Below are 21,636 nucleotides of genomic sequence, written 5' to 3' on the forward strand. Positions count from 1 at the left end.
GCGCGAGGGGCTGGCCCCTCGCGTCCGGCCTCGGGATCAGGCGGTCCCGAGGACCTTCTGCACGGCCTTCGCCGTCTTGCCGGCCACCTCGTCGGCTTCCGCCTCGGTCAGGCAGAAGGGCGGGGCAAAGCCCAGGATGTCGCCCTGCGGCATCGCCCGCGCGATGATCCCCTCCTCGAGGAGCGCCGCCGCGACCTGCGGGCCCACCTTGTCGGCGGCGTCGAAGAACGTGCGGCTCTCGCGGTCCTTCACGAACTCGACCGCGCAGAGCATGCCCTCGCCGCGCACCTCGCCCACATGGGCATGGCCGCCCACCGCGTCCCGCATCGCGCGGTTGAGGTAGGCGCCGTTCCGGCCGGCCTGTGCCACGAGGCCCAGCTCGTCGATGAGCTTCAGGTTCGCGACGCCCGCCGCGGCGCCGATCGGGTGCGCCGAGTAGGTCCAGCCGTGGCCGATCGGGCCGTTCTCGTCGGTGCCCTGCTCGAGGACCTTCCACATCCGGTCCGACACGATCGAGCCCGAGAGCGGCGCGTACGCCGAGGTCAGGCCCTTGGCGATGGTCATGAGGTCGGGCCGCAGCCCGTAATGCTCCGAGCCGAACATCGAGCCGAGCCGGCCGAACCCCGTCACCACCTCGTCGGCGATCAGCAGGATGTCGTGGCGCTCCAGCACCTCCTGGATCGCGGCCCAGTAGCCCGCGGGCGGCGGCACGATGCCCCCCGTGCCCAGCACCGGCTCGCCGATGAAGGCGGCGATGGTGTCGGCGCCCTCGCGGGCGATCAGCGCCTCGAGCTCGGCCGCGCAATGGGCCACGAACTGCGCCTCGGTCATCGACGTGTCGTCGCGGCGGAAATAGTAGGGCGCCTCGGTGTGCAGCACGCGGTCGAGCGGCAGGTCGAACTTCCGGTGGAAGAGGTGCAGCCCTGTCAGCGAGCCGGTCATCAGGCCCGAGCCGTGATAGCCGCGCTGGCGCGAGATGATCTTCTTCTTCTCGGGCCGGCCGAGGATGTTGTTGTAGTACCAGACGAGCTTGATGTTCGTCTCGTTCGCGTCCGACCCCGACAGGCCGAAATAGACCTTGGACATGTGGTCGGGCGCGCGGTCGAGGATCATCTTCGCGAGCGTGATCGACGCCTCGGTGCCGTGGCCCACATAGGCGTGGTAGTAGGCGAGCTCGCGCGCCTGGTCGGCGATCGCCTCGGCGATCTCGGGGCGGCCGTAGCCCACGTTCACGCAGTAGAGGCCCGCGAAGGCGTCGAGCAGCCGGTGCCCGTCGCGCGTCTCGATGTGGCAGCCCTCGCCGCCGCGGATCACCCGCTGGGGCGCGGTGCCGCGGGCGAACTCCGCGAGGTGGGTCGAGGGGTGGAAAAAGCTCTCGCGGTCCCAGGCCTCGAGCAGGTCGTTCTTCAGCATGTCGTCGTCCTCGTCGTCGGAAAGTCGGGGAATGGCGGGGGGCGCCGGCGGGCGCCCCCCGCGGTGCCGCCGGGTCAGGCCCAGTCGCGGCAGACGTACTTGATCTCGGTGAACGCCTCGAGCCCCTGGCGGGCGCCCTCGCGCCCGAGCCCCGACTGCTTCATGCCGCCGAAGGGGATGGGCGCGCCGGTCACCTTGGTGCGGTTCACCGCGACCATGCCGAAGTTCAGCGCGCGGCTGACCCGGTAGATGCGGCGGGGATCCATCGAGTGCACGTAGGCGACAAGGCCGTATTCGGTGGCGTTGGCGCGGGCGACCACCTCCTCCTCGGTGTCGAAGGGCAGGAGCGCCGCGACCGGTCCGAACGTCTCCTCGTGCAGGATCGCCGCGTCCGCGGGCACGTCCGCCAGAACCGTCGGCGCGTAGAAGAGCGGGCCGAGATCGAGCCGGCCGCCCCCGCACAGGAGCCGCGCGCCCTTTTCCATCGCGTCGGCCACGTGGGCTTCCTGCTTCTGCACCGCCTTCTCGTTCATGAGCGGGCCGATGTCCGGGTCGTCCATGCCGCGCCCGACGGTCAGCGCTTTGGTCGCGGCGACGAATTTCTCGACGAAGGCGTCGTAGATCGGGCGCTCGACGAAGATGCGGTTCGCGCCGAGGCAGTCCTGCCCCGAGGTCGCGAACTTGGCCTTCATGGTCTCCTCGACCGCCTGGTCGAGGTCCGAGCCCTTGAAGACGATGACCGGTGCGTGGCCGCCGAGCTCCATGATCAGCGACTTCACGGTGTCGGCGCATTGCCGGTAGAGCAGCCGGCCGACCTCGGTCGAGCCGGTGAAGGACAGGACGCGCACCCGCGGATCGGCGCACCAGGGTGTCACGATCTCGGGCGCGTCGCCGGTGACAACGTTGAAGACGCCCGGAGGGAAGCCCGCGCGCTCGGCGAGCTCGGCCAGCGCCAGCGCCGAGAACGGCGTCTCGGCCGAGGGATGGCAGACCACGGTGCAGCCCGCGGCGAGCGCCGCGGCGGCCTTGCGCGTCAGCATGGCGGTCGGGAAGTTCCAGGGCGTGATCAGCGCGGCGACGCCCACCGGCTCGCGCCAGAGCTCGACCTCGGCATCGGGCAGGTGCGAGGTCACGCCCTCGATGTTCGGGCGGCGCGTCTCCTCGGCGTAGAACTCGACGAAATCGGCGGCATAGGCGATCTCGCCGCGCGCCTCGGAAACCGGCTTGCCCTGCTCGTACACCATCAGCCGCGCGAGGTCCTCCTGGTGCTCCATCATGAGTTCGTACCAGCGGCGCAGGAGGCGCGCGCGCTCCTGCGGCAGGGTCAGCGACCAGCTGGCGAAGGCCGCGTCGGCCACGTCGACCGCCTCGCGCGCCTCGGCGCCGGACATGCGCGCCACCTCGCCCAGCCACGCGCCGGTGCCGGGATCGGTCACGTCGAAGGCCGCGCCGGAGGCGGCGCTGCGCCACTTGCCGCCCACATAGGCAAAGCTGCGCACGAGCCGGGCGTCGTCGAGGCCCGCGAGCGGCGATTTCGGGAAGGTGTCGTGCAGGGTCATGGCGGCCTCCGTCTGTCCGATGGCGGCACCATGGCCCGGGCGCGCCAGAGGAGGTGACCAAAGATCGCCCCCCGGGCAGTGAAGTCCTCTGGCAGGGGCGCGCCCGGCAGAGGATTCGTCCGGTGCGGGCGGTGCCTGCGGGACGCCTCCGGCGGGGGGATATTTGGGCCAAGAAGAAGCGCAGGGCGCGCGGCCCCGGGGCCCTTAGTCGCGCGCGAGCAGCGACAAGGGCAGGCCGTGCCCGGCCTTCACCCGCTTCGTCACGATGTAGGTGTAGTAGCGCGAGAGCCCGATGCGCGCCTCGAGCAGCGCGTCGATCAGGCGCTGGTAGCTGTCGATGTCGCGGGTGACGACCTGGCAGAGGTAGTCGAAACCGCCGCCCAGCGCCCAGACCCAGGTGATCTCCTCGTGGCGCTGCACCGCCTCCTCGAAGATGCGGAAATCGGCGGCCTTGTGGCTGCCGAGCTCGATCGCGACGAAGACGGTGACGTGCGGCCCGAAGGCGCGCAGACCGAGCCGCGCGCCGTAGCCCTCGATCACGCCCGCGCGCTCGAGCTTCTTCAGCCGCTCCCAGCAGGGGGTGGGCGAGAGGCCCACGCGCGCCGCGAGCTCGGCCTTGGTGATGCGGCCCTCGGCGGACAGGATCCGCAGGATGTCGAGGTCGCGCGCGTCGAGCGGCACCATGGTCAGGCCCGCACCACCGTGCCCGCGTCGCCGAGCCGCGCGGCCACGTGGCAGGCGATGGCGGTGTCCTGCGCGCCGGTGCCCGTGAGGTCGGCGATGGTGATCGCGCGCGGGTCGCGGCGCCCGGGCGCGGCGCCGGCGACCACGGCGCCGAGCTCGACGGGCTCCTGCGGGAAGAGCCCCGCGGCGCGGGCGGTGCGCAGTTCGCCCAGGAGCGCGCATTGCGCCGCGCGGTCGGCCACGTAGAGGTCGGCGCGGGCGAGGCAGGCGGGGTCTAGCTCGTTCTTGCCCTCCTGGTCCGATCCCATGGCGGTCACGTGCAGGCCGGGATGCAGCCACTCGGCCCTGAGGACCGGGTCGCGCGCGGGCGTCGTGGTCACCACGAGCTGCGCGCGGTGCACGAGCGTCGCGGCGTCGGTGCAGACCTCGGCCTCGATCCCGAGCTCGGCCTTGAGGTCGGCGGCGCAGGCGGTCGCCTTCTGCGGATCGCGGCCCCAGACCAGCACGCGCTCGAAGGGCCGCACGAGATGCGCCGCGCGAATCTGCAGCCGCGCCTGCACGCCGGTGCCGATGACGCCTGCGGTCGTGACCTCCTCGGGCGCGAGGTGGCGCGCGGCCACGGCGCCGGCCGCGGCGGTGCGCAGGTCGGTCAGGTAGCCGTTGTCGAGGAACACCGCCTGCACCAGGCCGGTCTCGGCCGACAGGAGGATCATCAGCCCGTTGAGCGAGGGCAGGCCGCGCGCGGGATTGTCGAAGAAGCCCGGCGAGACCTTGATCGCGAAGCCGTCGAAGCCCGGCAGGTACGCGGTCTTGACGTCGACCTCGCCATGCGCCTCCTCGAGCGCCATGGACATCACCGGCGGCATCACCACGCCGCCGCGGTCGAGCGCGGCGAAGGCGGCCTCGACCACGTCCACGAGGCCGGTGTCGAGCGACACGACGCCGCGCAGCTCTGCCTCGGTCACGATGCGGATGTCATGCGGCATAGGGTCGTCCCTCGATGAGCGTGTCGCCGAGGCGCACGTCCTGTCCCGCGACGATCCGGGCGAGGACGGTCATGTCGAGGTTGCGCCCGGTCAGAACCGTCGCCGTCGGCCCGGTCAGCGTCACGCGGCCCGCCTCGACCGCGGCGATGCCCACCACGCAGGCGCCCTCGGCCACCAGGCGTTCCTCGTAGAACAGCGTCTGCAGCGCGCGGTAGATCTCGGCCTCGGTCACCAGCACCACCTCGTCGAGCAGGTCGCGGCACATGGCGAGCGTCAGCCGGTTGTCGGAGCCGATGCCGCCGCCGAGGCTGTCGGCGAGGCTCGCGACCTCCTCCACGTCCACCGGGCGGCCGGCGCGCAGGCTCTCGTGCATGGCGGCGCCGCGGTCCATGGAGATGCCGACGATGCGCAGCCGCGGGTTGATCGCGCGCGCCGCGCAGGCGATGCCGGCGGCGAGGCCGCCGCCCGAGAGCGGGATCAGCAGCGTGTCGAGATCCGGCACCGCCTCGAGCATCTCGAGCCCGATCGTGCCCTGGCCCGCGATCACGTGCGGATCGTCGAAGGGCGGGATCCGCACGAGGCCCTCGGTCTCGGACAGGCGGCGGCTCTCGGCCTCGGCCGCGTCCTGCGAGCGGCCGGCGATGCGCACCTCGGCGCCGAGCGCGCGGATGCCCTCGACCTTGGTGGCGGGCACGAGGTCCGACATGCAGATCACCGCGCGCAGGCCGCGTTCGCGTGCCGCGTAGGCGACGCCCCGGCCGTGGTTGCCGGTCGAGCAGCAGGTGACGCCGGCCACCCCCTCGGGCAGCGCCGCGACCGCGTTCAGCGCGCCGCGCAGCTTGAAGGCGCCGATCGGCTGGGCGATCTCGAGTTTCAGCCAGAAGGGATGGCCGAACCGCGCCTCCATGTGCGGCGAGGGCACCATGGGCGTGGCGTCGGCGCGGCCCTTCAGGACCTTCCGGGCGGCGAGGATGTCTGCGAGCGTGATCGTCATGGGGCGACTATGGAGCGGCGCGGCGGGCTTGAAAACCCGCTCCGCAAATGACGCTGGCATCGCGGCGGTGTCCACCGTAGCGTCGCCGTCATGTCCGACGCCCATCCCTTCGACGGTGCCTATGCCTGGACGCGGCTCGCCGCGACGCTGCTGATCGCGGTGGTGGGCAACGTGGGCATGTGGACCTACGTGACCGTCCTGCCCGAGGTCGCCGCGGAATTCGGCGCCGGGCGCGGCACCGCCTCGCTGGGCTTCACCGCGACCATGCTGGGCTTCGCCGCGGGCAATCTCGTGATCGGCCGCTGGGTGGACCGGTTCGGCATCACCCGGGTGCTGGCGGCGATGGGCCTCTGGCTCGGGCTCGCGTTCTTCGTGGCGGCGCGCGCGCCGACGATCGAGGTGCTGCTCGCGGCGCAGCTCGCCATCGGCTTCGGCACCGCGACAAGCTTCGGCCCGCTCATCGCCGACGTGTCGCAATGGTTCGAGCGGCGGCGCGGCGTCGCGGTCGCCATCGCGGCCTCGGGCAACTACCTGTCGGGCACGGTCTGGAGCCAGGCGCTCGCGCACTTTCCCGAAACGGCGGACTGGCGCTGGGGCTACGGGCTGCTCGCCTGGGTGCTGGTGCTGGCGCTGCCGCCCCTCGCGCTCGCGCTGCGGCGGCGGGTGAGCGCCGCGGCCATGGGCCATGCCGAGCGTCAGGCGGGCCTGCGGGCCGGGCGCACGGGGTTCTCGCCGCGGCAGCTGCAATGGATGCTCGGCGCGGCCGGGATCGGCTGCTGCGTCGCCATGTCGATGCCGCAGGTGCACATCGTCGCGCTCTGCGTCGACCTGGGCTACGGGCCCGCGGCGGGCACCGAGATGCTGACGCTGATGCTTCTCGGCGGGGTGGCGTCGCGCCTCGTGTCGGGATGGCTCGCCGATCTCCTGGGCGGGGTGCGCACGCTGCTCCTTGGCTCGGTGCTGCAGGCGCTGGCGCTGGCGCTCTACATTCCCGCGGGCTCGCTGCCCTCGCTCTACGTGGTCAGCCTGGTCTTCGGCCTGGCGCAGGGCGGGATCGTGCCGTCCTACGCGGTGATCGTGCGGGAATACCTGCCCGCGCGCGAGGCCGGCGCGCGCGTGGGCTTCGTCATCATGATGACCATCCTCGGCATGGCGCTCGGCGGCTGGATGTCGGGCGCGGTCTACGAGGCGACGGGCAGCTACGCGCTCGCCTTCTGGAACGGCATCCTGTGGAACGGGCTCAACATCGCGATCATGCTCGCGATTCTCCTGCGCGGCCGGCGCCAGAGCGGCACCGGCGCCCTGCCGGCCTGATCTCAGGTCAGGAGGGCCGCGGGAAAGATCCGCTCCGCATGGTCCTCGAGGTAGATGCGCAGCCACGGCGTGTAGCGTCCGGGCCGCGCCGCCACGTCGCGGCGCAGCGCGTCGAGGGCCACCCACTCGGTCGCCATCACCTCCTCGGGATCGGGCGCCACGTGCAGGTCGGCATCCGCTTCGGCGGTGAAGAGGTCCACCACCTCGTGCTCGGTCAGCCCGCCGCCCACGTCGGCGCGGTACTCGACCACGTCGCGGCGGGTGAGCGAGAGGCCGGGGATCCCCAGTTCCTCGCCGAGCCTGCGGCGCGCGCAGGTGGCGGCATCCTCGCCCCAGTGCGGGTGCGTGCAGCAGGTGTTCGCCCAGAGCCCCGGCGTGTGGTACTTGCCCGTGGCGCGCCGCTGCAGCAGCACCCGGTCGCCGTCGAGGACGAAGACCGACACCGCCTTGTGGCGCAGTCCGCGCCGGTGCGCCGCCAGCTTCTCGACCGGCACCAGGCGTCCGTCGATCCAGGCCGGGATCTCGATGGTCATGTATACGTCTCCCGCACGAGGCCGGTCAGGTGCGACAGGTTCTTGAGCCCGATCTTCAGGTGGGCCAGCGGCCGCGCGCGCACGAGCTTCTTGTTCATGTAGGCCTCGAAGGTCAGGCGCTGCACGTCGATGTCGTGGCAGAGCGACACGAACCGTTCGCGCCGGCTGTCGGAGCGGTAATAGGCATCCTGCATCGCGCCCAGAACCCGGAACACGGTCTTGTGTTCGCGCATGAAGAGCCGCCGCGCAAGCGCCAGGTCCCGCGCGCGGCCCGAGGCCAGCACCGCGGCGCAGGCGCTCGCCGCCGCGCGTCCGCCGGTCATGGCGTAGTAGATGCCCTCGCCCGAGGACGGGGCCACGACGCCCGCGGCATCCCCGGCCAGCACCACGTCGCGGCCGTTGTCCCAGCGCGCCAGCGGCTTCAGCGGGATCGGCGCGCCCTCGCGGCGCAGCGTCTCGCACTGCGCGAGCCCGCAGGCCCGCCGCAGGTCCGCCGTCGCCGCCTTGAGGTCGGCCGAGCGCAGCTCGGTGCCCATGCCCACGCTCGCGGTGTCGCCGTGCGGGAACACCCAGCCGTAGAAGTCGGCGCTGATGCGGCCATCGTAGATCATGTCGCAGCGGTCGGGGTCGTAGTCGCCCGCCATCGGGGCGGCGATGATCTCGTGATAGGCAAAGACGTAGGGGATCTTGTCCGCGCCCGGCACCTCGGCCCGGCCGACCCGGGAATTCGCGCCGTCCGCGCCGATCACCAGCCGCGTCTCGAGCGTGCGTTCCGTGCCGCTCTCCCGGTCGCGGTAGACCACCCGCGTGCCGCCGTCGCGTTCCATCCGCACGAAGGTGCCTGTGAAGCGCGCGGCGCCCGCCGCCTCGGCGCGGGCCCGCAGGAAGGGGTCGAAATCCTTGCGGTCGACCATGCCGACAAAGCCGTTCTCGATCGGGATGTCGACGCGCCGCCCGGTGGGCGAGATCATCCGCGCGGTGCGGATCTTGGCGAGGAGCTGTTCCTCGCCCACGTGGAAGTCCTGCATCAGCCGCGGCGGGATGGCGCCGCCGCAGGGCTTGATCCGTCCCTCGCGGTCCAGCAGCGCGACGCTGTGCCCCGAGCGGGCCAGATCCTCGGCCGCGGTGGCCCCCGAGGGGCCGCCTCCGACGACGACGACATCGAACATGGTCATTCTCCCGGTTGCAGCATCGCCCCGCGCCGCGCGGGCCGGCCCTCCATGATGACGAGCGCCATCAGCGCCGCCGTGACGAACAGCCCGGCCTCGGCCGCGAAGACCGCGCCGAAGGCGCCGGCATCGGGCAGGACCTGCCGCAGCACGTCCACCGCCGCCGCGCCGGCAAGCCCGCCGAACCCCGCCGCGATGGCCTGCGCCGCGCCCCAGAGGCCCATCCGCGTGCCCTCGCGCTTGCCGCGCCCCTCGCCCGCGAGCGCCATCATCGACCCGATGGCCGCGACCGCGAACATGCCGTTGAAGAAGCCGAGCGCCACCGCCGCGGGCACGATCGGCGCGCCGGGCCCGGTCTGGCCGAGCCCCGCGATGGCCACGAGCGCCGCCGCCGAGCCGAGACAGCCCGCCGCGACCCAGGTCCTGAGCGCGCCGATGCCGAGGCCGGTGGCCACGACGCCCACCGTCACCATGCCGAGGAAGACGCCGCCGTTCTGCGCGCCCGCCATCTGTGTCGACTGCCCGGGGGTGAAGCCGAAGACGAGCCCGGCATAGGGCTCGAGGATGAGCTCCTGCATGAAATAGGCGACCATCGACAGGAACACGAAGAGTGTGAAGTGCCGCGCGTGGCGTTCCTGCCAGACCTCCGCCAGCGCCTCGAGGAACGGGGGCGCGGCCGGGTCGGGCGCCGCGACCACGCCGCGCTCGACGCCGCGGACCGCGACCGCGGTCAGCGCCAGCATGACGAGCGCGGTGCCGGTGACGACCTGCATCAGCCGCGCCGGCGTGTAGGGGTCGATCAGCCCTCCGACCACGCCGGCGGTGACCGCGATGCCGAGGATCATCATGAGCCAGGTGATCGTCGCCGCCGCCGCGCGCCGCCGGGGCGCCGTGGCGCTCGCCAGAAGGGCCAGGAGCGACGTCCCCGAACAGCCGACGCCGAGGCCGATCAGCGCGTAGGACAGGACCGACAGCGCAAGGCCCGCGCGGAAATCGTGGCCGAGCGTCACGACACCGGCCGCGGCGCCGATGCCGCCGAGGGCCAGCACCGCCATGCCGCCGAGGATCCAGCGGGTGCGGTTGCCCGCGGTGTCCGACCGGAAACCCCAGCTCGGCCGGGTGATCTGGATGCCGTAATGCAGCGCCACCAGGAAACCCGGCAGCACCGCCGGCAGGGCCAGTTCCACGACCATCAGCCGGTTCAGCGTCGAGGTCGTCAGCACCACGATCGCGCCCAGGGCCATCTGCACGAGCCCGAGCCGCACGATCGACACCCAGCCAAGCGTCATGCCGCAGCTCCCATCCCCCGCAGCGCGAAGGCCGCGATCATCATGCCGCTGACGTAGAACAGGACCCCGGTGCCGTTGTACCAGGGCGCGCGCGCCTTCGGGTCGCGCAGCATCACCGACATGGCCCAGCCCTGCGCCGCCATCAGCAGGCCTATCGCCGCCGCGTGCCAGGGCGCGCCCCAGGCCACGAGCAGGGCCAGGACGGCCAGTTGCGGCAGGGCCATCACCACGCAGGCCACGCGCGCGGCGCGCGCAGGCCCGAGCGTCACCGGCAGGGACTTCACGCCGGTGATCCGGTCACCTTCCAGCGCCTTGAAATCGTTGAGGGTCATGATCCCGTGCGCGCCGATCCCGTAGAGCACGGCGATCGTGATCACCTCGACCGAGGGCAGGCCGCGGCTCAGCACGGCGGCCCCGGTGAACCAGGGCAGCGTCTCGTAGCTGAGGCCCACGAGCCCCGGGCCCCAGACGCCCGAGCGTTTCAGCCGCACGGGCTCGGCGGAATAGGCCCAGGCCGCGACCACCGCCACGCAGGTCGCGACGAACCCCCAGGTCCCGAGCGCGAGGCCCAGGACCAGCGCCAGTCCCGACATGGCGAGCGCCACCCAGAGGCCCCAGCGCCCCGGCACGCGGCCCGAGGGGATCGGACGGTGCGGCTCGTTGATCGCGTCCACGTGCCGGTCGCACCAGTCGTTGGCCGCCTGGCTCATGCCGCAGACCACCGGGCCTGCCAGGACCACGCCGAGCGCCACGAGCCCCCACGCCTCCGACGGCGGGACGCCCGAGGCGACCACGCCGCAGAGATAGGCCCAGATCGGCGGAAACCACGTCACGGGCTTCAGCAGCGTCAGCAGGGCTGCCGGTTCGGGGGTTCTCCGGGGATGTAAACTTTCGCTGACACTCATGTGTCAACTAGACACGCATTCCCGAGTCGGCGCAAGTTAGTCGTCGCTGTCGGTGTCCGTGTCGCGGGCCAGGAGGCCGTACTTGCGCAGCTTGACGTAGAGGCTCTGCCGCGACAGGCCCAACATCTCGGCGGCGGCCACCCGGTTGTTGCGCGTAAGGTGCACCGCGGTCTCGATGCACATCTTCTCGACCACCTCGGTGGTCTCCGCGACGATCTCCTTCAGCGTCGCCGATCCCACCAGTTCCATCACGCCGCGGCTCGATTCGTCGCCGCCGCGGATTCCGCCGGTGCTCGACCGGAGCGCCTCGCTGCGCGAGGTGTCGCGCAGGATGAACCCAAGCTCGGGATGGGTGCGGTCGTTGAGGTAGATCGCCGACAGTTCGACCGGCGTCTCGGCCCCGAGATCGTTCACGATCTGCGTGGAATAGGCCCGCAGGTGCCCGGACCGCCGGGCATGGTCGACGATCACGTTCACGTCGATCTGCCCGCGCGCGAGGTAGGAGGCGATGCTCTGCCCCTTCACCCCGGACAGGTGCGCCGCGTCGATGAGCTCGAGGAAGGCGTCGTTGCAGCTCAGGATCTCGCCCTTGATCGAGGTGAAGATCATCGCGTCCGTGCCCTTGGCGTAGAGCTGGGCAAGGTTCGTCCCGAGCGAATCGTCCTGCGCGTCGGCGCCGTCCGCCGACAGGATGCGCGCGATCACGAACCGCTCGCCGCCCGCGCGGAACAGTTGCGGGCGCAGCGTCAGCCGCCGGTCGCCCGCCAGCGACACCACCTCGACCGGGGTGCCGTCCTCGGTCACCGCCGCGCTCGTCAGCATCTCGATCAGGTCGCCGCGCTCGCTGTCCTTGAGCGCCCGCGACAGCGGCTTGCCGCCGAGCGCGTCGCGCGTGCCGCCGAGCAGCGCCGCCGCCGGTTCGTTCAGGTCCACGACGCGGCCGTCCGATGCCGACAGGAACACGACCGCGTCCGACACCGTGCGCAGCAGCAGCCGGTAGCGCGTGTCGAACTCGCGCCGCGCCTCGTAGCCCTGTTCCAGCGACATCTGCGCCTGCACGAGCCGCGACTGCGTCTCGGCCACCGCGCGCAGGTCGCGCCCGGCCATCAGCACCGAACCGTCCGCGCCGTAGCGCAGCAGCGTGTAGCGCACCGGGAATTCCCAGGCCTCGCCGTCCACGTGGTTGAGCTCCACCGGCCGCGCGCCGGCCTCGCCGCGCTCGAGCGTGCCGAGCGCGCGCCGCAGCTTCGGCACGCTTTCCGAGGTCAGCAGGTCCTCGATCTTGCGCCCGACCCAGGCGTCGAGCCCGGCGAAGGCGTCGATGCCGCGCCCGGGGACCACCGAGGTGACCGTGCCGTCGGGCGAAAGCATCACCGACAGGTCCGCCGAGGCGGCCAGGACCTCGCCCACGACGCCGAGACCGCCGTCGTGCGGCGTCTCGTTTCCGTCCTCGCGCATGTCGGGGCTGTTGCTCGTCATCTCCACCTACCGGTCCTTCGTTCCGCGCCCCGTCGGCGGCGCCGTTTCCGCGCGCCGCGGGTCGCGACAGAACGTCAGCGCCGACTGCACGTCGTTTGTCACGAGGTCCACCCCGGTCCTCTTCTCGAGTGCGGTTTCATGATCGAGCACCACGCCGCCCAGGATGGCGGGCGGACGCCGGGCGCCCAGCTTGCGCAGACCTGACATGATCCCGGCCACGAAGGCAAGGTGCCGGCGGTGCGCGCAGGAGAACAGCACCATGTCCGTCCGCGGGCCCTGGTCCAGCGCCGCCGCGACCTCGGCCGGGCCCGCGCCGTAAAGCGTCCGGACCAGCACGCCGCGGCGGCGCAGCTGCGCGGTCACGAGATGCGGCCCGAGCGTGTGCGGCTCGTCGGTGGTCAGGACCAGCAGCGCCGACAGCGCCGTGTCCGCGGCGTCGGGCAGCCGGTCGCTCCAGTGTGGCGCGAGCTCCCCGAGCAGGCTCTGCAGCCGGGCGGACGCGACGGACACCTCGGCAAAGCTCGCGCGGTCCGTCTCCCAGTCGCGACCGAGGCGGCGCGCGACCGCGGGGATCACGTGGTCGGTCAGGACGATGTCGGGCAGGGGCAGGTTGCGCAGCCGGCGCGCGCAGTCGACCGGGTCGAACTCCTGGCCGCGCACCGCCCGCGATAGGGCGGTCGCGGCCTGGTCCAGCCGGTCGTCGGGCCCGCGTTCGGCGCGGTCCTGCAGGCGGGCGATCACCGCGCCCGCGAGGAGCGAGATCTCCGGCGAGGCCGCGCTGGCGCGGCGCGAGGATCCGGGCTCGGACATGTCCGACATGGCGCTGGCGTCTCCCGCGTGGACCGCCGTCCGGCATTGGCCCGGGCGACACGGTTCGGGCCCGAGGGCCATGCACCTCCAGATGGGGGCGCGCCGCCCGGCGTCAACCGGGCAGTCCATCGGACCTGACTTCGTCTAGCAGAGTAGACACTCGGCAGGAACCGCGCAAGCCTTTTGAATATGGACAATTCGACGGATCGCGCGCGGAGCGGTCAAGGGGCGCTGACAGCGACTGCCCCGAGGTGTGTAAGTTTCAATTGACACTTTTCGGGCGGCGGCGCTACGCTTTTGACATGCGCACAACGGAATCGCCCATGTCTGCGACCGCACGACTCGCCCCGGACCTCCGGACCGCCCGTCCGCTCTACACGCGGGAAGAGCGGGCGCGCCGCGACGCCACCATCTGGACCCCGGTCCAGGGCGTGCTGGCGCCGCTGCAGTTCCTCGTCTTCCTCGCGAGCCTCGCGCTGGTGCTGCGCTACCTGTGGACCGGCGCGGGCTACGAGGTCGCGACCGTCTCGATCGTGGTCAAGACCCTGGTGCTCTACCTCATCATGGTGACCGGCGCGATCTGGGAGAAGGTCGTCTTCGGCCGCTGGCTCTTCGCCCCCGCCTTCTTCTGGGAGGACGTGGTCTCCTTCCTCGTGATCGCGCTCCACACCGCCTACCTCTGGGCGCTCTGGCAGGGCGCGCTCGACCCGCGCGCGCTGATGACCCTCGCGCTCGCCGCCTATGCCGCCTACGTGGTCAACGCCACGCAGTTCGTGCTCAAGCTCCGCGCGGCCCGCCGGGCCGAAGGGGGGCGGCCATGACCGCGCGCTTCCCGCCCCCGCCCGCCCGCGGTTGCGGCACCGCCCCGGTGCTCAAGGAACGCGGCCAGCACGAGGTGTTCTGCGGCCTGACCGGCATCGTCTGGCTGCACCGCAAGATGCAGGACGCGTTCTTCCTCGTGGTGGGCTCGCGCACCTGCGCGCACCTCCTGCAATCGGCGGCGGGCGTGATGATCTTCGCCGAGCCCCGCTTCGCCACCGCCATCCTCGAGGAGACCGACCTGGCCGGCCTCGCCGACGCGCAGGTCGAGCTCGACCGCGTGGTGACCGACCTCCTCGCCCGGCGCCCCGACATCCGCCAGCTCTTCCTCGTGGGGTCCTGCCCGTCCGAGGTGATCAAGCTCGACCTCGCCAAGGCGGCCGAACGGCTCATCGCCACCCATGCCCCGCGGGTCCGGGTGCTGAACTGGTCGGGCTCGGGCATCGAGACCACCTTCACCGAGGGCGAGGACGCCTGCCTCGCCGCCATGGTGCCGGTCCTGCCCGAGAGCGACGCGCGCGAACTCGTGGTCGTGGGCGCGCTGCCCGACGTGGTCGAGGACCAGATGCTGGGGCTGCTCGACGCGCTCGGGATCGGCCCGGTCCGGGTGCTGCCCGCGCCGCGCGCGGACGCGGGCTACGGCATCGGACCGAACACCGTCTTCGCGCTCGCCCAGCCCTTCCTCGGCGACACGCTCGCCGCGCTGACCCGCCGCGGCGCCCGCCACGTGCCCGCGCCCATGCCCTTCGGGGCCGAGGGCACCACGCTCTGGCTGCGCGCCGTCGCCGCCGAGTTCGGCATCCCCCCCGAGGAGGTCGACCGCGTGACCGAGGCGCCGCGCGCCCGCGCCCGCCGCGCCGTGGCGCAGGCGGCCGAGACCCTCTCCGGCCGCTCGGTCTTCCTCTTTCCCGACAGCCAGCTCGAGGTGCCGCTCGCGCGCTTCCTGACCCGCGAATGCGGCATGCACGCGGTCGAGATCGGCACGCCGTTCCTGCACCGCGCGATCCTCGGCCCCGACCTCGACCTCCTGGCCGAGGGCCCGGTGATCTCCGAGGGACAGGACGTCGACCGCCAGCTCGCGCGCCTGCGCGCCGCCCGCCCCGACCTCACGGTCTGCGGGCTCGGCCTTGCCAACCCGCTCGAGGCCGAGGGCCTCGCCACCAAGTGGGCGATCGAGCTCGTCTTCACGCCGGTGCACTTCTACGAGCAGGCGGGCGACCTCGCCGGGCTCTTCTCGCGCCCGCTGCGCCGCCGTGCGCTGCTCGAGGGGGCCGCGCGATGACGGCCCGCACGCCTCTCGCCGCCCCGCATCTTCTTCTTGGCGGAAATATCCCGCGGGGGTCCGGGGGCGCGAAGCCCCCGGCCGGCCGGCCATGAAGCTCTCGGTCTGGACATACGAGGGCCCGCCGCATGTGGGCGCCATGCGCGTCGCAACCGCGATGAAGGGGCTGCACTACGTGCTGCACGCGCCGCAGGGCGACACCTATGCCGATCTCCTCTTCACCATGATCGAGCGGCGCGACCACCGCCCGCCGGTCACCTACACCACGTTCCAGGCCCGCGACCTCGGCGCCGACACCGCCGACCTCTTCCGCCGCGCCTGCCTCGAGGCGCGCGAGCGCTTCGATCCCGAGGCGATGATCGTCGGCGCCTCCTGCACCGCGGAGCTGATCCAGGACGATCCGGGCGGCATGGCCGAGACCATGGGCCTCGGCATCCCGGTCATTCCGCTCGAGCTGCCCTCCTACCAGCGCAAGGAGAATTTCGGCGCCGACGAGACCTTCTACCAGGTCGTGCGCCGGCTTGCCGCGCCCTGTGACCGCACCGCCGCGCCCACGGTCAACCTGATCGGCGCCACCGCGCTGGGCTTCCGCCACCGTGACGACGTGACCGAGGTGACCCGGCTCCTCGCGGAGATGGGCGTCGCGGTCAACGTCTGCGCGCCCTGGCAGGCGCGGCCTGCGGACATCGCCCGGCTCGGTGCGGCGCATCTGAACGTGCTGCTCTATCCCGAGACGGGCGAGAGCGCCTGCCGCTGGATGGAGCGCGAGCTGGGCCTGCCCTATACCCGCACCGTGCCGATCGGCGTCGGCGCCACCCGCGCCTTCGTGGCCGAGGTCGCCGAAGCCCTCGGGATCGAGGCGCGCATGGACGAAAGCCGCCTGCGCCTGCCCTGGTACTCCGCCTCGGTGGATTCGACCTACCTCACCGGCAAGCGCGTCTTCCTCTTCGGCGACGGCACCCACGTGACCGCGCTCGCCCGCATCGCCCGCGACGAGATCGGTTTCGAGGTGGTGGGCCTCGGCTGCTACAACCGCGAACAGGCGCGTCCCGTGCGGGCGCTCGCCCGCGAGATGGGCCTCGAGGCGCTCGTCACCGACGACTACCTCGAGGTCGAGGCCGCGATCGAGGCCGCCGCCCCCGAGCTGATCCTCGGCACGCAGATGGAGCGGCACATCGCCAAGCGTTTCGGTATCCCCTGCGCGGTGATCTCGGCGCCGGTGCACGTGCAGGACTTTCCCGCCCGCTACGCGCCGGTGATGGGGATCGAGGGCGCGAACGTGCTCTTCGACACGCTGGTGCACCCGCTCGTCATGGGGCTCGAGGAGCACCTCCTGACCATGTTCCGCGCCGACTTCGAGTTCCACGACGCGGCCGGGCCCTCGCATCACGGCGGGCATGCCCCGGCTCGGGCCGGGGAGGGAAGGGGCGCTGCCCCTCGGCCGCCGGAGGCGGCCTCACCCCGGGATATCTCCGCCAAGAAGAACGATGCGGGCGTGTCGGTCGTCTGGCTGCCGGCGGCGGAGCAGGAGCTGCGCAAGATCCCCTTCTTCGTGCGCGGTAAGGCGCGGCGGAACACAGAGACCTTCGCGGCCGCGCGCGGCCAGACCGAGATCAGCGTCGAGACGCTCTACGAGGCCAAGGCCCATTATGCGCGGTGACGACGTCCTTCCCGGCGCCCAGGCGCCCCGCGAGCCCGGTGCCCCGGCGCCCTACGAGCTCGTGATCCTGACGCTCGACAGCCACGCGGCGGGGCCGGCGGCGCGTGCCGAGGCGCGGCTCGCGCGGGATTTCCCGGGGCTGCGGCTGACGGTCCTCGCGGCGGCGGAATGGGGCGAGAGCCCCGCCGCCTTCGCCGAGGCGCAGGCGGCGATCGGGCGCGCGGACATGGTCGTGGCCTCGCTCCTCTTCCTCGAGGAGCACGTGAAGCCGATCCTTCCCGCGCTCGCGGCGCGGCGCGAGGCGGTGGACGCCATGGTCGGCATCATCGCCGACGCGCAGATCGTGCGGCTCACGCGCATGGGAAGCCTCGACATGGCGCGCCCGGAAAGCGCGACCATGGCGCTGCTGAAGAAGCTGCGCGGCTCGTCCAAGCCCTCGACGGAGAGCGGACAGCGCAAGATGCAGATGCTGCGGCGGCTGCCGCGCATCCTGCGCTTCGTGCCGGGCAAGGCGCAGGACCTGCGCGCCTGGTTCCTCGCCATGCAGTACTGGCTCGGCGGGTCGGACGAGAACGTCGAGGCGATGGTGCGCTTCCTCATCGCGCGCTACGCCACGCGACCGGGCTGGCGCGGCGGCACCGCGCCCGAGCCCGTGGAGTATCCCGATTGCGGGCTCTACCATCCCGACCTGCCGGGGCGCATCGCGACCGACGCTGCGGCTCTGCCGGGCCCCGCGGCGCCGGTGGCGACGGTCGGGCTCCTGATGATGCGCTCCTACGTGCTCTCGGGGGACACCGCGCATTACGACGCGGTCATCCGCGCCTTCGAGGCGAAGGGCATCCGCGTGCTGCCGGCCTTCGCGGGCGGGCTCGACGGGCGACCCGCCGTCGAGGCGTATTTCCGGGACGCGCAGGGCGCGCGCATCGACGCGCTCGTGTCGCTCACGGGCTTCAGCCTCGTGGGCGGGCCCGCCTACAACGACAATGCCGCCGCCATCGCGGTGCTCGAGGGGCTCGACGTGCCCTACATCGCCGCGCACCCGCTCGAGTTCCAGACGCTCGGGCAATGGGCGGCGAGCGGGCAGGGGCTCGGGCCGATCGAGACCACCATGCTGATCGCGCTGCCGGAACTCGACGGGGCCACGAACCCGCATGTCTTCGCCGGGCGGCACGGCGAGGGCGGCTGCGCGGGCTGCGCCCATCGCTGCACGGGCGACGGCAGCCGCGCCATGGCCCCCTGCACCGAGCGGGTGGCGGCGCTGGTCGACCGCACCGCGCGCGCCGCCGCGCTGCGCCGCTCCGAGGCCGCCGACCGGCGCGTCGCCATCGTGCTCTTCGGCTTTCCGCCCAATTCCGGGGCCGCCGGCACCGCCGCCTACCTGTCGGTCTGGGAGAGCCTCTTCAACACGCTGCACGCCATGGCGCGGGCAGGCTACGACCTCGAGCCGCCCGAGAGCGTGGCGGCGCTCAGGGCGACGCTGCTCGAGGGCAGCGCGCAGCAATACGGCCAGGACGCGAACGTCGCCGCGCATGTGGGCGCCGACGAGATGGTGCGCGCCACCCCCTGGCTGAAGGAGATCGAGGCGGTCTGGGGCCCCGCGCCCGGGCGCATCCAGTCCGACGGGCGCGGCGTCTTCGTCCTCGGCGCGCGGTTCGGAAAGGTCTTCGTCGGCCTGCAGCCGGGCTTCGGCTGGGAAGGCGACCCGATGCGGCTGCTCTTCGAGAAGGGTTTCGCGCCGACCCATGCCTTCGCGCAGTTCTACCTCTGGTTGCGGCACAGCTTCCGCGCCGACGCGGTGCTGCATTTCGGCATGCACGGCGCGCTCGAGTTCATGCCGGGGCGGCAGGCGGGCAGCGGGCCCGGCGACTGGCCGGACCGGCTGATCGGCGATCTGCCCAACGTCTACCTCTACGCCGCGAACAATCCTTCCGAGGCGACGCTCGCGAAGCGGCGCTCGGGGGCGGTGACGGTGAGCCACCTGACGCCGCCGCTGTCCGCGGCGGGCCTCTACAAGGGGCTGATGGAGCTGAAGGATTCGTTGTCGCGCTGGCGCGCCATGGCGCCGGGCGACGCGCGCGCCGCGGATCTGGAGGCGCTGATCGCGCAGCAGGCCGAGGCGGTGGACCTCACGGGCGCGCCCGAGACCCTGTGGCAGGCGCTGATCGAGACCGAGGAGGCGCTCATTCCGGACGGGCTGCACGTGGTGGGCCGGCCGCTCGAGGCCCGGGCGCGCGCCGATTACCTGGCCTTCGCGCCCGACGACGCGGCGCGGGCGCGGATGGATGCGGCACTGGACGACGGCGGCGAGATCGCGGGCCTGCTGCGCGCGCTCGGCGGCCGCTTCATCCCGCCGGTCGCGGGCGGCGACCTGATGCGCGCGCCCGAGATCCTGCCGACCGGGCGCAACATCCACGCCTTCGACCCGTTCCGCATGCCCACCGCCTTCGCCATGGCGGAGGGGCGCCGGCAGGCCGAGCTGCTGCTCGGGACGCATGGCAGCGTGCCGCGCTCGGTGGCGCTGGTGCTCTGGGGGTCGGACAACATCAAGACCGACGGCGCGCCGCTGGCGCAGGCGCTGGCGCTCATGGGGGCGGTGCCGCGCTTCGACGCGTTCGGCCGGCTCGCGGGGGCGGACCTCGTGCCGCTCGAGACGCTCGGGCGGCCGCGGGTCGACGTGGTGATGACGCTCTCGGGCATCTTCCGCGACCTCCTGCCGCTGCAGACCCGCATGCTGGCCGAGGCGGCGCTCAAGGCCGCGGAGGCGGACGAGCCCGAGGCGCGGAACTTCGTGCGGGCCCATGCGCTGGCGCTCTCGCGCGAGACCGGCTGCACGCTCGCGGAGGCCGCGCTCCGGGTCTTCTCGAATGCCGAGGGCGCCTACGGGTCGAACGTGAACCAGATGGTGGAGAGCTCGGCCTTCGGCGACGAGGACGAGCTCGCCGACGCCTACCAGGCGCGCAAGAGCTGGGCCTACGGGCCGAACGGCAAGGCGGCGGCGAACCCCGCGCTGCTCGGCCGGGTGCTGCAGGACGTGGAACTGGCCTACCAGAACCTCGAGAGCGTCGAGCTGGGGGTGACCACGGTCGACCACTACTTCGACACGCTGGGCGGCATCTCCCGCGCGGTGAAGCGGGCGCGCGGCGGCGTCGAGGCGGCGCTCTACATCTCGGACACGACGCGCGGGAGCGGCAAGGTGCGCACGCTCGCCGACCAGGTGGCGCTCGAGACGCGGTCGCGCTCGCTCAACCCGAAATGGTTCGAGGGCATGCTGCGGCACGGCTCCGAGGGCGTGCGCGCCATCGAGGCGCAGGTGACCAACACCATGGGCTGGTCGGCCACCACCGGGAAGGTCGAGCCCTGGGTCTACCAGCGCCTGTCGGAGACCTTCGTGCTCGACCCCGAGATGCGGGCGCGGCTCGCGGAGCTGAACCCGGTCGCGTCGAGCCGGATGGCCAACCGGCTCCTCGAGGCGCACGACCGCGCCTACTGGACGCCCGACGCCGCGACGCTCGCGGCGCTCAGGGATGCGGCCGACGCGCTCGAGGACCGGATGGAAGGGGTGGCCGCGGAATGAGCGGGACCCGCGATATCCGCCGGGGCGGCGCGCCTCGCCCCGCGCACCGTTCCGCGGGCCGCCAGGGGCCGCGCGCGGGCGGACCGGCCGGGACCGGGGCTCCGCCCCGGACCCCGGGATATTTGGACCAAGAAGAAGCGGGGGCCCGGGCCCTCGCGACGAGGAGAACAGCATGAGCCCGCTCGATCACAAGCAGCCGCCGGCCGGTCGCGCCGCGATGCGCGAGGCGGCGGGACTGGAGGCCCGCGGCCTGACGGCGCCGCCCACCCTGCGCGGCCAGGACGGCGAGGGATCGGTGCAGGTGCACCAGGACGCGGACCTGCGCATCGAGGGCGCCAAGGTGTTCTCGGTCTACGGCAAGGGCGGCATCGGCAAGTCCACCACCTCGTCCAACCTGTCGGCGGCCTTCGCGAGCCTCGGCAAGCGGGTGCTGCAGATCGGCTGCGACCCGAAGCACGATTCCACCTTCACCCTCACCGGCCGCCTGCAGCCGACCGTGATCGACATCCTGAAGGACGTGGATTTCCACGCCGAGGAGCTGCGCCCCGAGGACTTCGTCACCGAGGGCTGGGGCGGGGTGCAGTGCATCGAGGCGGGCGGTCCGCCCGCGGGCACCGGCTGCGGCGGCTACGTGGTCGGCCAGACCGTGAAGCTGCTGAAGCAGCACCACATGCTCGAGGACGCGGACGTGGTGATCTTCGACGTGCTGGGCGACGTGGTCTGCGGCGGCTTCGCGGCGCCGCTGCAGCATGCCGACCGGGCGGTCATCGTGACCGCCAACGACTTCGATTCGATCTACGCCATGAACCGCATCATCGCCGCGGTGCAGGCCAAGAGCGCGAACTACAAGGTGCGGCTCGCGGGCTGCATCGCCAACCGCTCGCGCGACACCGACGAGGTGGACCGTTTCTGCGAGAAGGTGGGATTCAAGCGCATCGCGCACATGCCGGACTTCGACGCCATCCGCCGCTCGCGGCTGAAGAAGAAGACGCTGTTCGAGATGCCCGACGAGGACGACATCCGGATCGCCCGGGCGGAATACGTGCGGCTGGCCGAGACGCTCTGGGCGGGGACCGACCCGCTGGCGCCGGCGCCGCTGCCCGACCGCGAGATCTTCGAGCTCCTGGGGTTCGACTGATGGACGGGGACCGCAGGGGCACGCACGG

17 protein-coding genes are annotated in these 21,636 nt (G+C 72.5%); 6 read left to right on the top strand and 11 right to left on the bottom strand.

Annotated features, from left to right (window positions below):
* Positions 1–36: 36 nt before the first annotated feature.
* The 5 genes from RISW2_RS07015 to eutB form a co-directional block, all read right to left on the bottom strand.
* Positions 37–1,413, bottom strand: a complete 1,377-nt coding sequence (locus RISW2_RS07015; RefSeq protein WP_043768443.1) for an aspartate aminotransferase family protein — start codon at positions 1,411–1,413, stop codon at positions 37–39.
* Between the two features lie 74 nt (positions 1,414–1,487).
* Positions 1,488–2,972 (bottom strand): NAD-dependent succinate-semialdehyde dehydrogenase, encoded by a 1,485-nt coding sequence (locus RISW2_RS07020; RefSeq protein WP_051491843.1) that lies wholly within the window; start codon positions 2,970–2,972, stop codon positions 1,488–1,490.
* A gap of 204 nt (positions 2,973–3,176) precedes the next feature.
* Positions 3,177–3,653: an Lrp/AsnC family transcriptional regulator gene (locus RISW2_RS07025; RefSeq protein ID WP_043768596.1), complete on the bottom strand. Its 477-nt coding sequence runs from the start codon at positions 3,651–3,653 to the stop codon at positions 3,177–3,179.
* Between the two features lie 5 nt (positions 3,654–3,658).
* A complete protein-coding gene (locus tag RISW2_RS07030; RefSeq protein ID WP_043768444.1) occupies positions 3,659–4,642 on the bottom strand; it encodes a cyclodeaminase in 984 nt (327 codons plus the stop codon).
* Positions 4,632–5,636 carry a hydroxyectoine utilization dehydratase EutB gene (eutB, locus tag RISW2_RS07035; protein ID WP_043768446.1) on the bottom strand — a complete coding sequence of 335 codons (1,005 nt, stop codon included), beginning with the start codon at positions 5,634–5,636 and terminating at the stop codon, positions 4,632–4,634. Before eutB ends, RISW2_RS07030 begins: the two co-directional genes overlap by 11 nt.
* 90 nt (positions 5,637–5,726) lie before the next feature.
* On the opposite strand from eutB, the gene RISW2_RS07040 reads away from it, so the two are divergent.
* The gene (locus RISW2_RS07040; protein WP_043768448.1) at positions 5,727–6,950 is read left to right on the top strand and encodes an MFS transporter; all 1,224 of its coding nucleotides are present in this window, start codon (positions 5,727–5,729) and stop codon (positions 6,948–6,950) included.
* Between the two features lie 2 nt (positions 6,951–6,952).
* Here RISW2_RS07040 and idi read toward each other — a convergent pair whose 3' ends face one another.
* The 6 genes from idi to RISW2_RS23435 are packed head-to-tail and all read right to left on the bottom strand — an operon-like array spanning position 6,953 to position 13,144.
* Positions 6,953–7,483 carry an isopentenyl-diphosphate Delta-isomerase gene (gene idi / locus RISW2_RS07045; RefSeq protein WP_043768449.1) on the bottom strand — a complete coding sequence of 177 codons (531 nt, stop codon included), beginning with the start codon at positions 7,481–7,483 and terminating at the stop codon, positions 6,953–6,955.
* Positions 7,480–8,652 carry a geranylgeranyl diphosphate reductase gene (locus RISW2_RS07050; RefSeq protein WP_043768451.1) on the bottom strand — a complete coding sequence of 391 codons (1,173 nt, stop codon included), beginning with the start codon at positions 8,650–8,652 and terminating at the stop codon, positions 7,480–7,482. The genes idi and RISW2_RS07050 overlap by 4 nt, the downstream gene beginning before the upstream one ends.
* A 2-nt stretch (positions 8,653–8,654) precedes the next feature.
* A complete protein-coding gene (locus tag RISW2_RS07055; protein WP_043768453.1) occupies positions 8,655–9,941 on the bottom strand; it encodes a BCD family MFS transporter in 1,287 nt (428 codons plus the stop codon).
* Positions 9,938–10,846 (bottom strand): chlorophyll synthase ChlG, encoded by a 909-nt coding sequence (gene chlG / locus RISW2_RS07060; protein WP_043768455.1) that lies wholly within the window; start codon positions 10,844–10,846, stop codon positions 9,938–9,940. Before chlG ends, RISW2_RS07055 begins: the two co-directional genes overlap by 4 nt.
* A 36-nt stretch (positions 10,847–10,882) precedes the next feature.
* A complete protein-coding gene (ppsR, locus tag RISW2_RS07065; protein WP_244437524.1) occupies positions 10,883–12,325 on the bottom strand; it encodes a transcriptional regulator PpsR in 1,443 nt (480 codons plus the stop codon).
* 6 nt (positions 12,326–12,331) lie between these two features.
* Positions 12,332–13,144 carry a cobalamin B12-binding domain-containing protein gene (locus RISW2_RS23435; protein ID WP_051491845.1) on the bottom strand — a complete coding sequence of 271 codons (813 nt, stop codon included), beginning with the start codon at positions 13,142–13,144 and terminating at the stop codon, positions 12,332–12,334.
* A gap of 314 nt (positions 13,145–13,458) precedes the next feature.
* Here RISW2_RS23435 and bchF point away from each other — a divergent pair, with 314 nt between their 5' ends.
* From bchF to bchL, 5 genes are all read left to right on the top strand, one after another.
* On the top strand, positions 13,459–13,956 hold the full coding sequence (gene bchF, locus RISW2_RS07075) for a 2-vinyl bacteriochlorophyllide hydratase (RefSeq protein WP_043768457.1): 498 nt from the start codon (positions 13,459–13,461) through the stop codon (positions 13,954–13,956).
* Complete coding sequence (locus RISW2_RS07080) at positions 13,953–15,236, top strand: ferredoxin:protochlorophyllide reductase (ATP-dependent) subunit N (protein WP_043768459.1); 1,284 nt, start codon at positions 13,953–13,955, stop codon at positions 15,234–15,236. The genes bchF and RISW2_RS07080 overlap by 4 nt, the downstream gene beginning before the upstream one ends.
* 91 nt (positions 15,237–15,327) lie before the next feature.
* Entirely contained in the window at positions 15,328–16,896 is a 1,569-nt protein-coding gene (bchB, locus tag RISW2_RS07085; protein ID WP_043768461.1) for a ferredoxin:protochlorophyllide reductase (ATP-dependent) subunit B, read from the top strand.
* Positions 16,886–20,470: a magnesium chelatase subunit H gene (locus RISW2_RS07090; RefSeq protein WP_043768463.1), complete on the top strand. Its 3,585-nt coding sequence runs from the start codon at positions 16,886–16,888 to the stop codon at positions 20,468–20,470. The genes bchB and RISW2_RS07090 overlap by 11 nt, the downstream gene beginning before the upstream one ends.
* 217 nt (positions 20,471–20,687) lie before the next feature.
* On the top strand, positions 20,688–21,608 hold the full coding sequence (gene bchL / locus RISW2_RS07095) for a ferredoxin:protochlorophyllide reductase (ATP-dependent) iron-sulfur ATP-binding protein (protein ID WP_051491851.1): 921 nt from the start codon (positions 20,688–20,690) through the stop codon (positions 21,606–21,608).
* The last annotated feature ends 28 nt before the right edge of the window (positions 21,609–21,636 follow it).

Origin of the sequence: Roseivivax isoporae LMG 25204, from assembly GCF_000521865.1 — a bacterium.
Taxonomy (GTDB): Bacteria; Pseudomonadota; Alphaproteobacteria; order Rhodobacterales; family Rhodobacteraceae; genus Roseivivax; species Roseivivax isoporae.

Bases quoted from the DNA above. Each gene is read 5' to 3' on its own strand.
- bchL (WP_051491851.1), top strand. From the start codon at position 20,688: ATGCGCGAGGCGGCGGGACTGGAGGCCCGCGGCCTGACGGCGCCGCCC.
- chlG (WP_043768455.1), bottom strand. From the start codon at position 10,846: ATGAGTGTCAGCGAAAGTTTACATCCCCGGAGAACCCCCGAACCGGCA.
- RISW2_RS07090 (WP_043768463.1), top strand. From the start codon at position 16,886: ATGCGCGGTGACGACGTCCTTCCCGGCGCCCAGGCGCCCCGCGAGCCC.
- RISW2_RS07020 (WP_051491843.1), bottom strand. From the start codon at position 2,972: ATGACCCTGCACGACACCTTCCCGAAATCGCCGCTCGCGGGCCTCGAC.
- bchB (WP_043768461.1), top strand. From the start codon at position 15,328: ATGAAGCTCTCGGTCTGGACATACGAGGGCCCGCCGCATGTGGGCGCC.
- RISW2_RS07050 (WP_043768451.1), bottom strand. From the start codon at position 8,652: ATGTTCGATGTCGTCGTCGTCGGAGGCGGCCCCTCGGGGGCCACCGCG.
- eutB (WP_043768446.1), bottom strand. From the start codon at position 5,636: ATGACGATCACGCTCGCAGACATCCTCGCCGCCCGGAAGGTCCTGAAG.
- ppsR (WP_244437524.1), bottom strand. From the start codon at position 12,325: ATGACGAGCAACAGCCCCGACATGCGCGAGGACGGAAACGAGACGCCG.
- RISW2_RS07040 (WP_043768448.1), top strand. From the start codon at position 5,727: ATGTCCGACGCCCATCCCTTCGACGGTGCCTATGCCTGGACGCGGCTC.
- idi (WP_043768449.1), bottom strand. From the start codon at position 7,483: ATGACCATCGAGATCCCGGCCTGGATCGACGGACGCCTGGTGCCGGTC.
- RISW2_RS23435 (WP_051491845.1), bottom strand. From the start codon at position 13,144: ATGTCGGACATGTCCGAGCCCGGATCCTCGCGCCGCGCCAGCGCGGCC.
- bchF (WP_043768457.1), top strand. From the start codon at position 13,459: ATGTCTGCGACCGCACGACTCGCCCCGGACCTCCGGACCGCCCGTCCG.
- RISW2_RS07055 (WP_043768453.1), bottom strand. From the start codon at position 9,941: ATGACGCTTGGCTGGGTGTCGATCGTGCGGCTCGGGCTCGTGCAGATG.
- RISW2_RS07030 (WP_043768444.1), bottom strand. From the start codon at position 4,642: ATGCCGCATGACATCCGCATCGTGACCGAGGCAGAGCTGCGCGGCGTC.
- RISW2_RS07015 (WP_043768443.1), bottom strand. From the start codon at position 1,413: ATGCTGAAGAACGACCTGCTCGAGGCCTGGGACCGCGAGAGCTTTTTC.
- RISW2_RS07080 (WP_043768459.1), top strand. From the start codon at position 13,953: ATGACCGCGCGCTTCCCGCCCCCGCCCGCCCGCGGTTGCGGCACCGCC.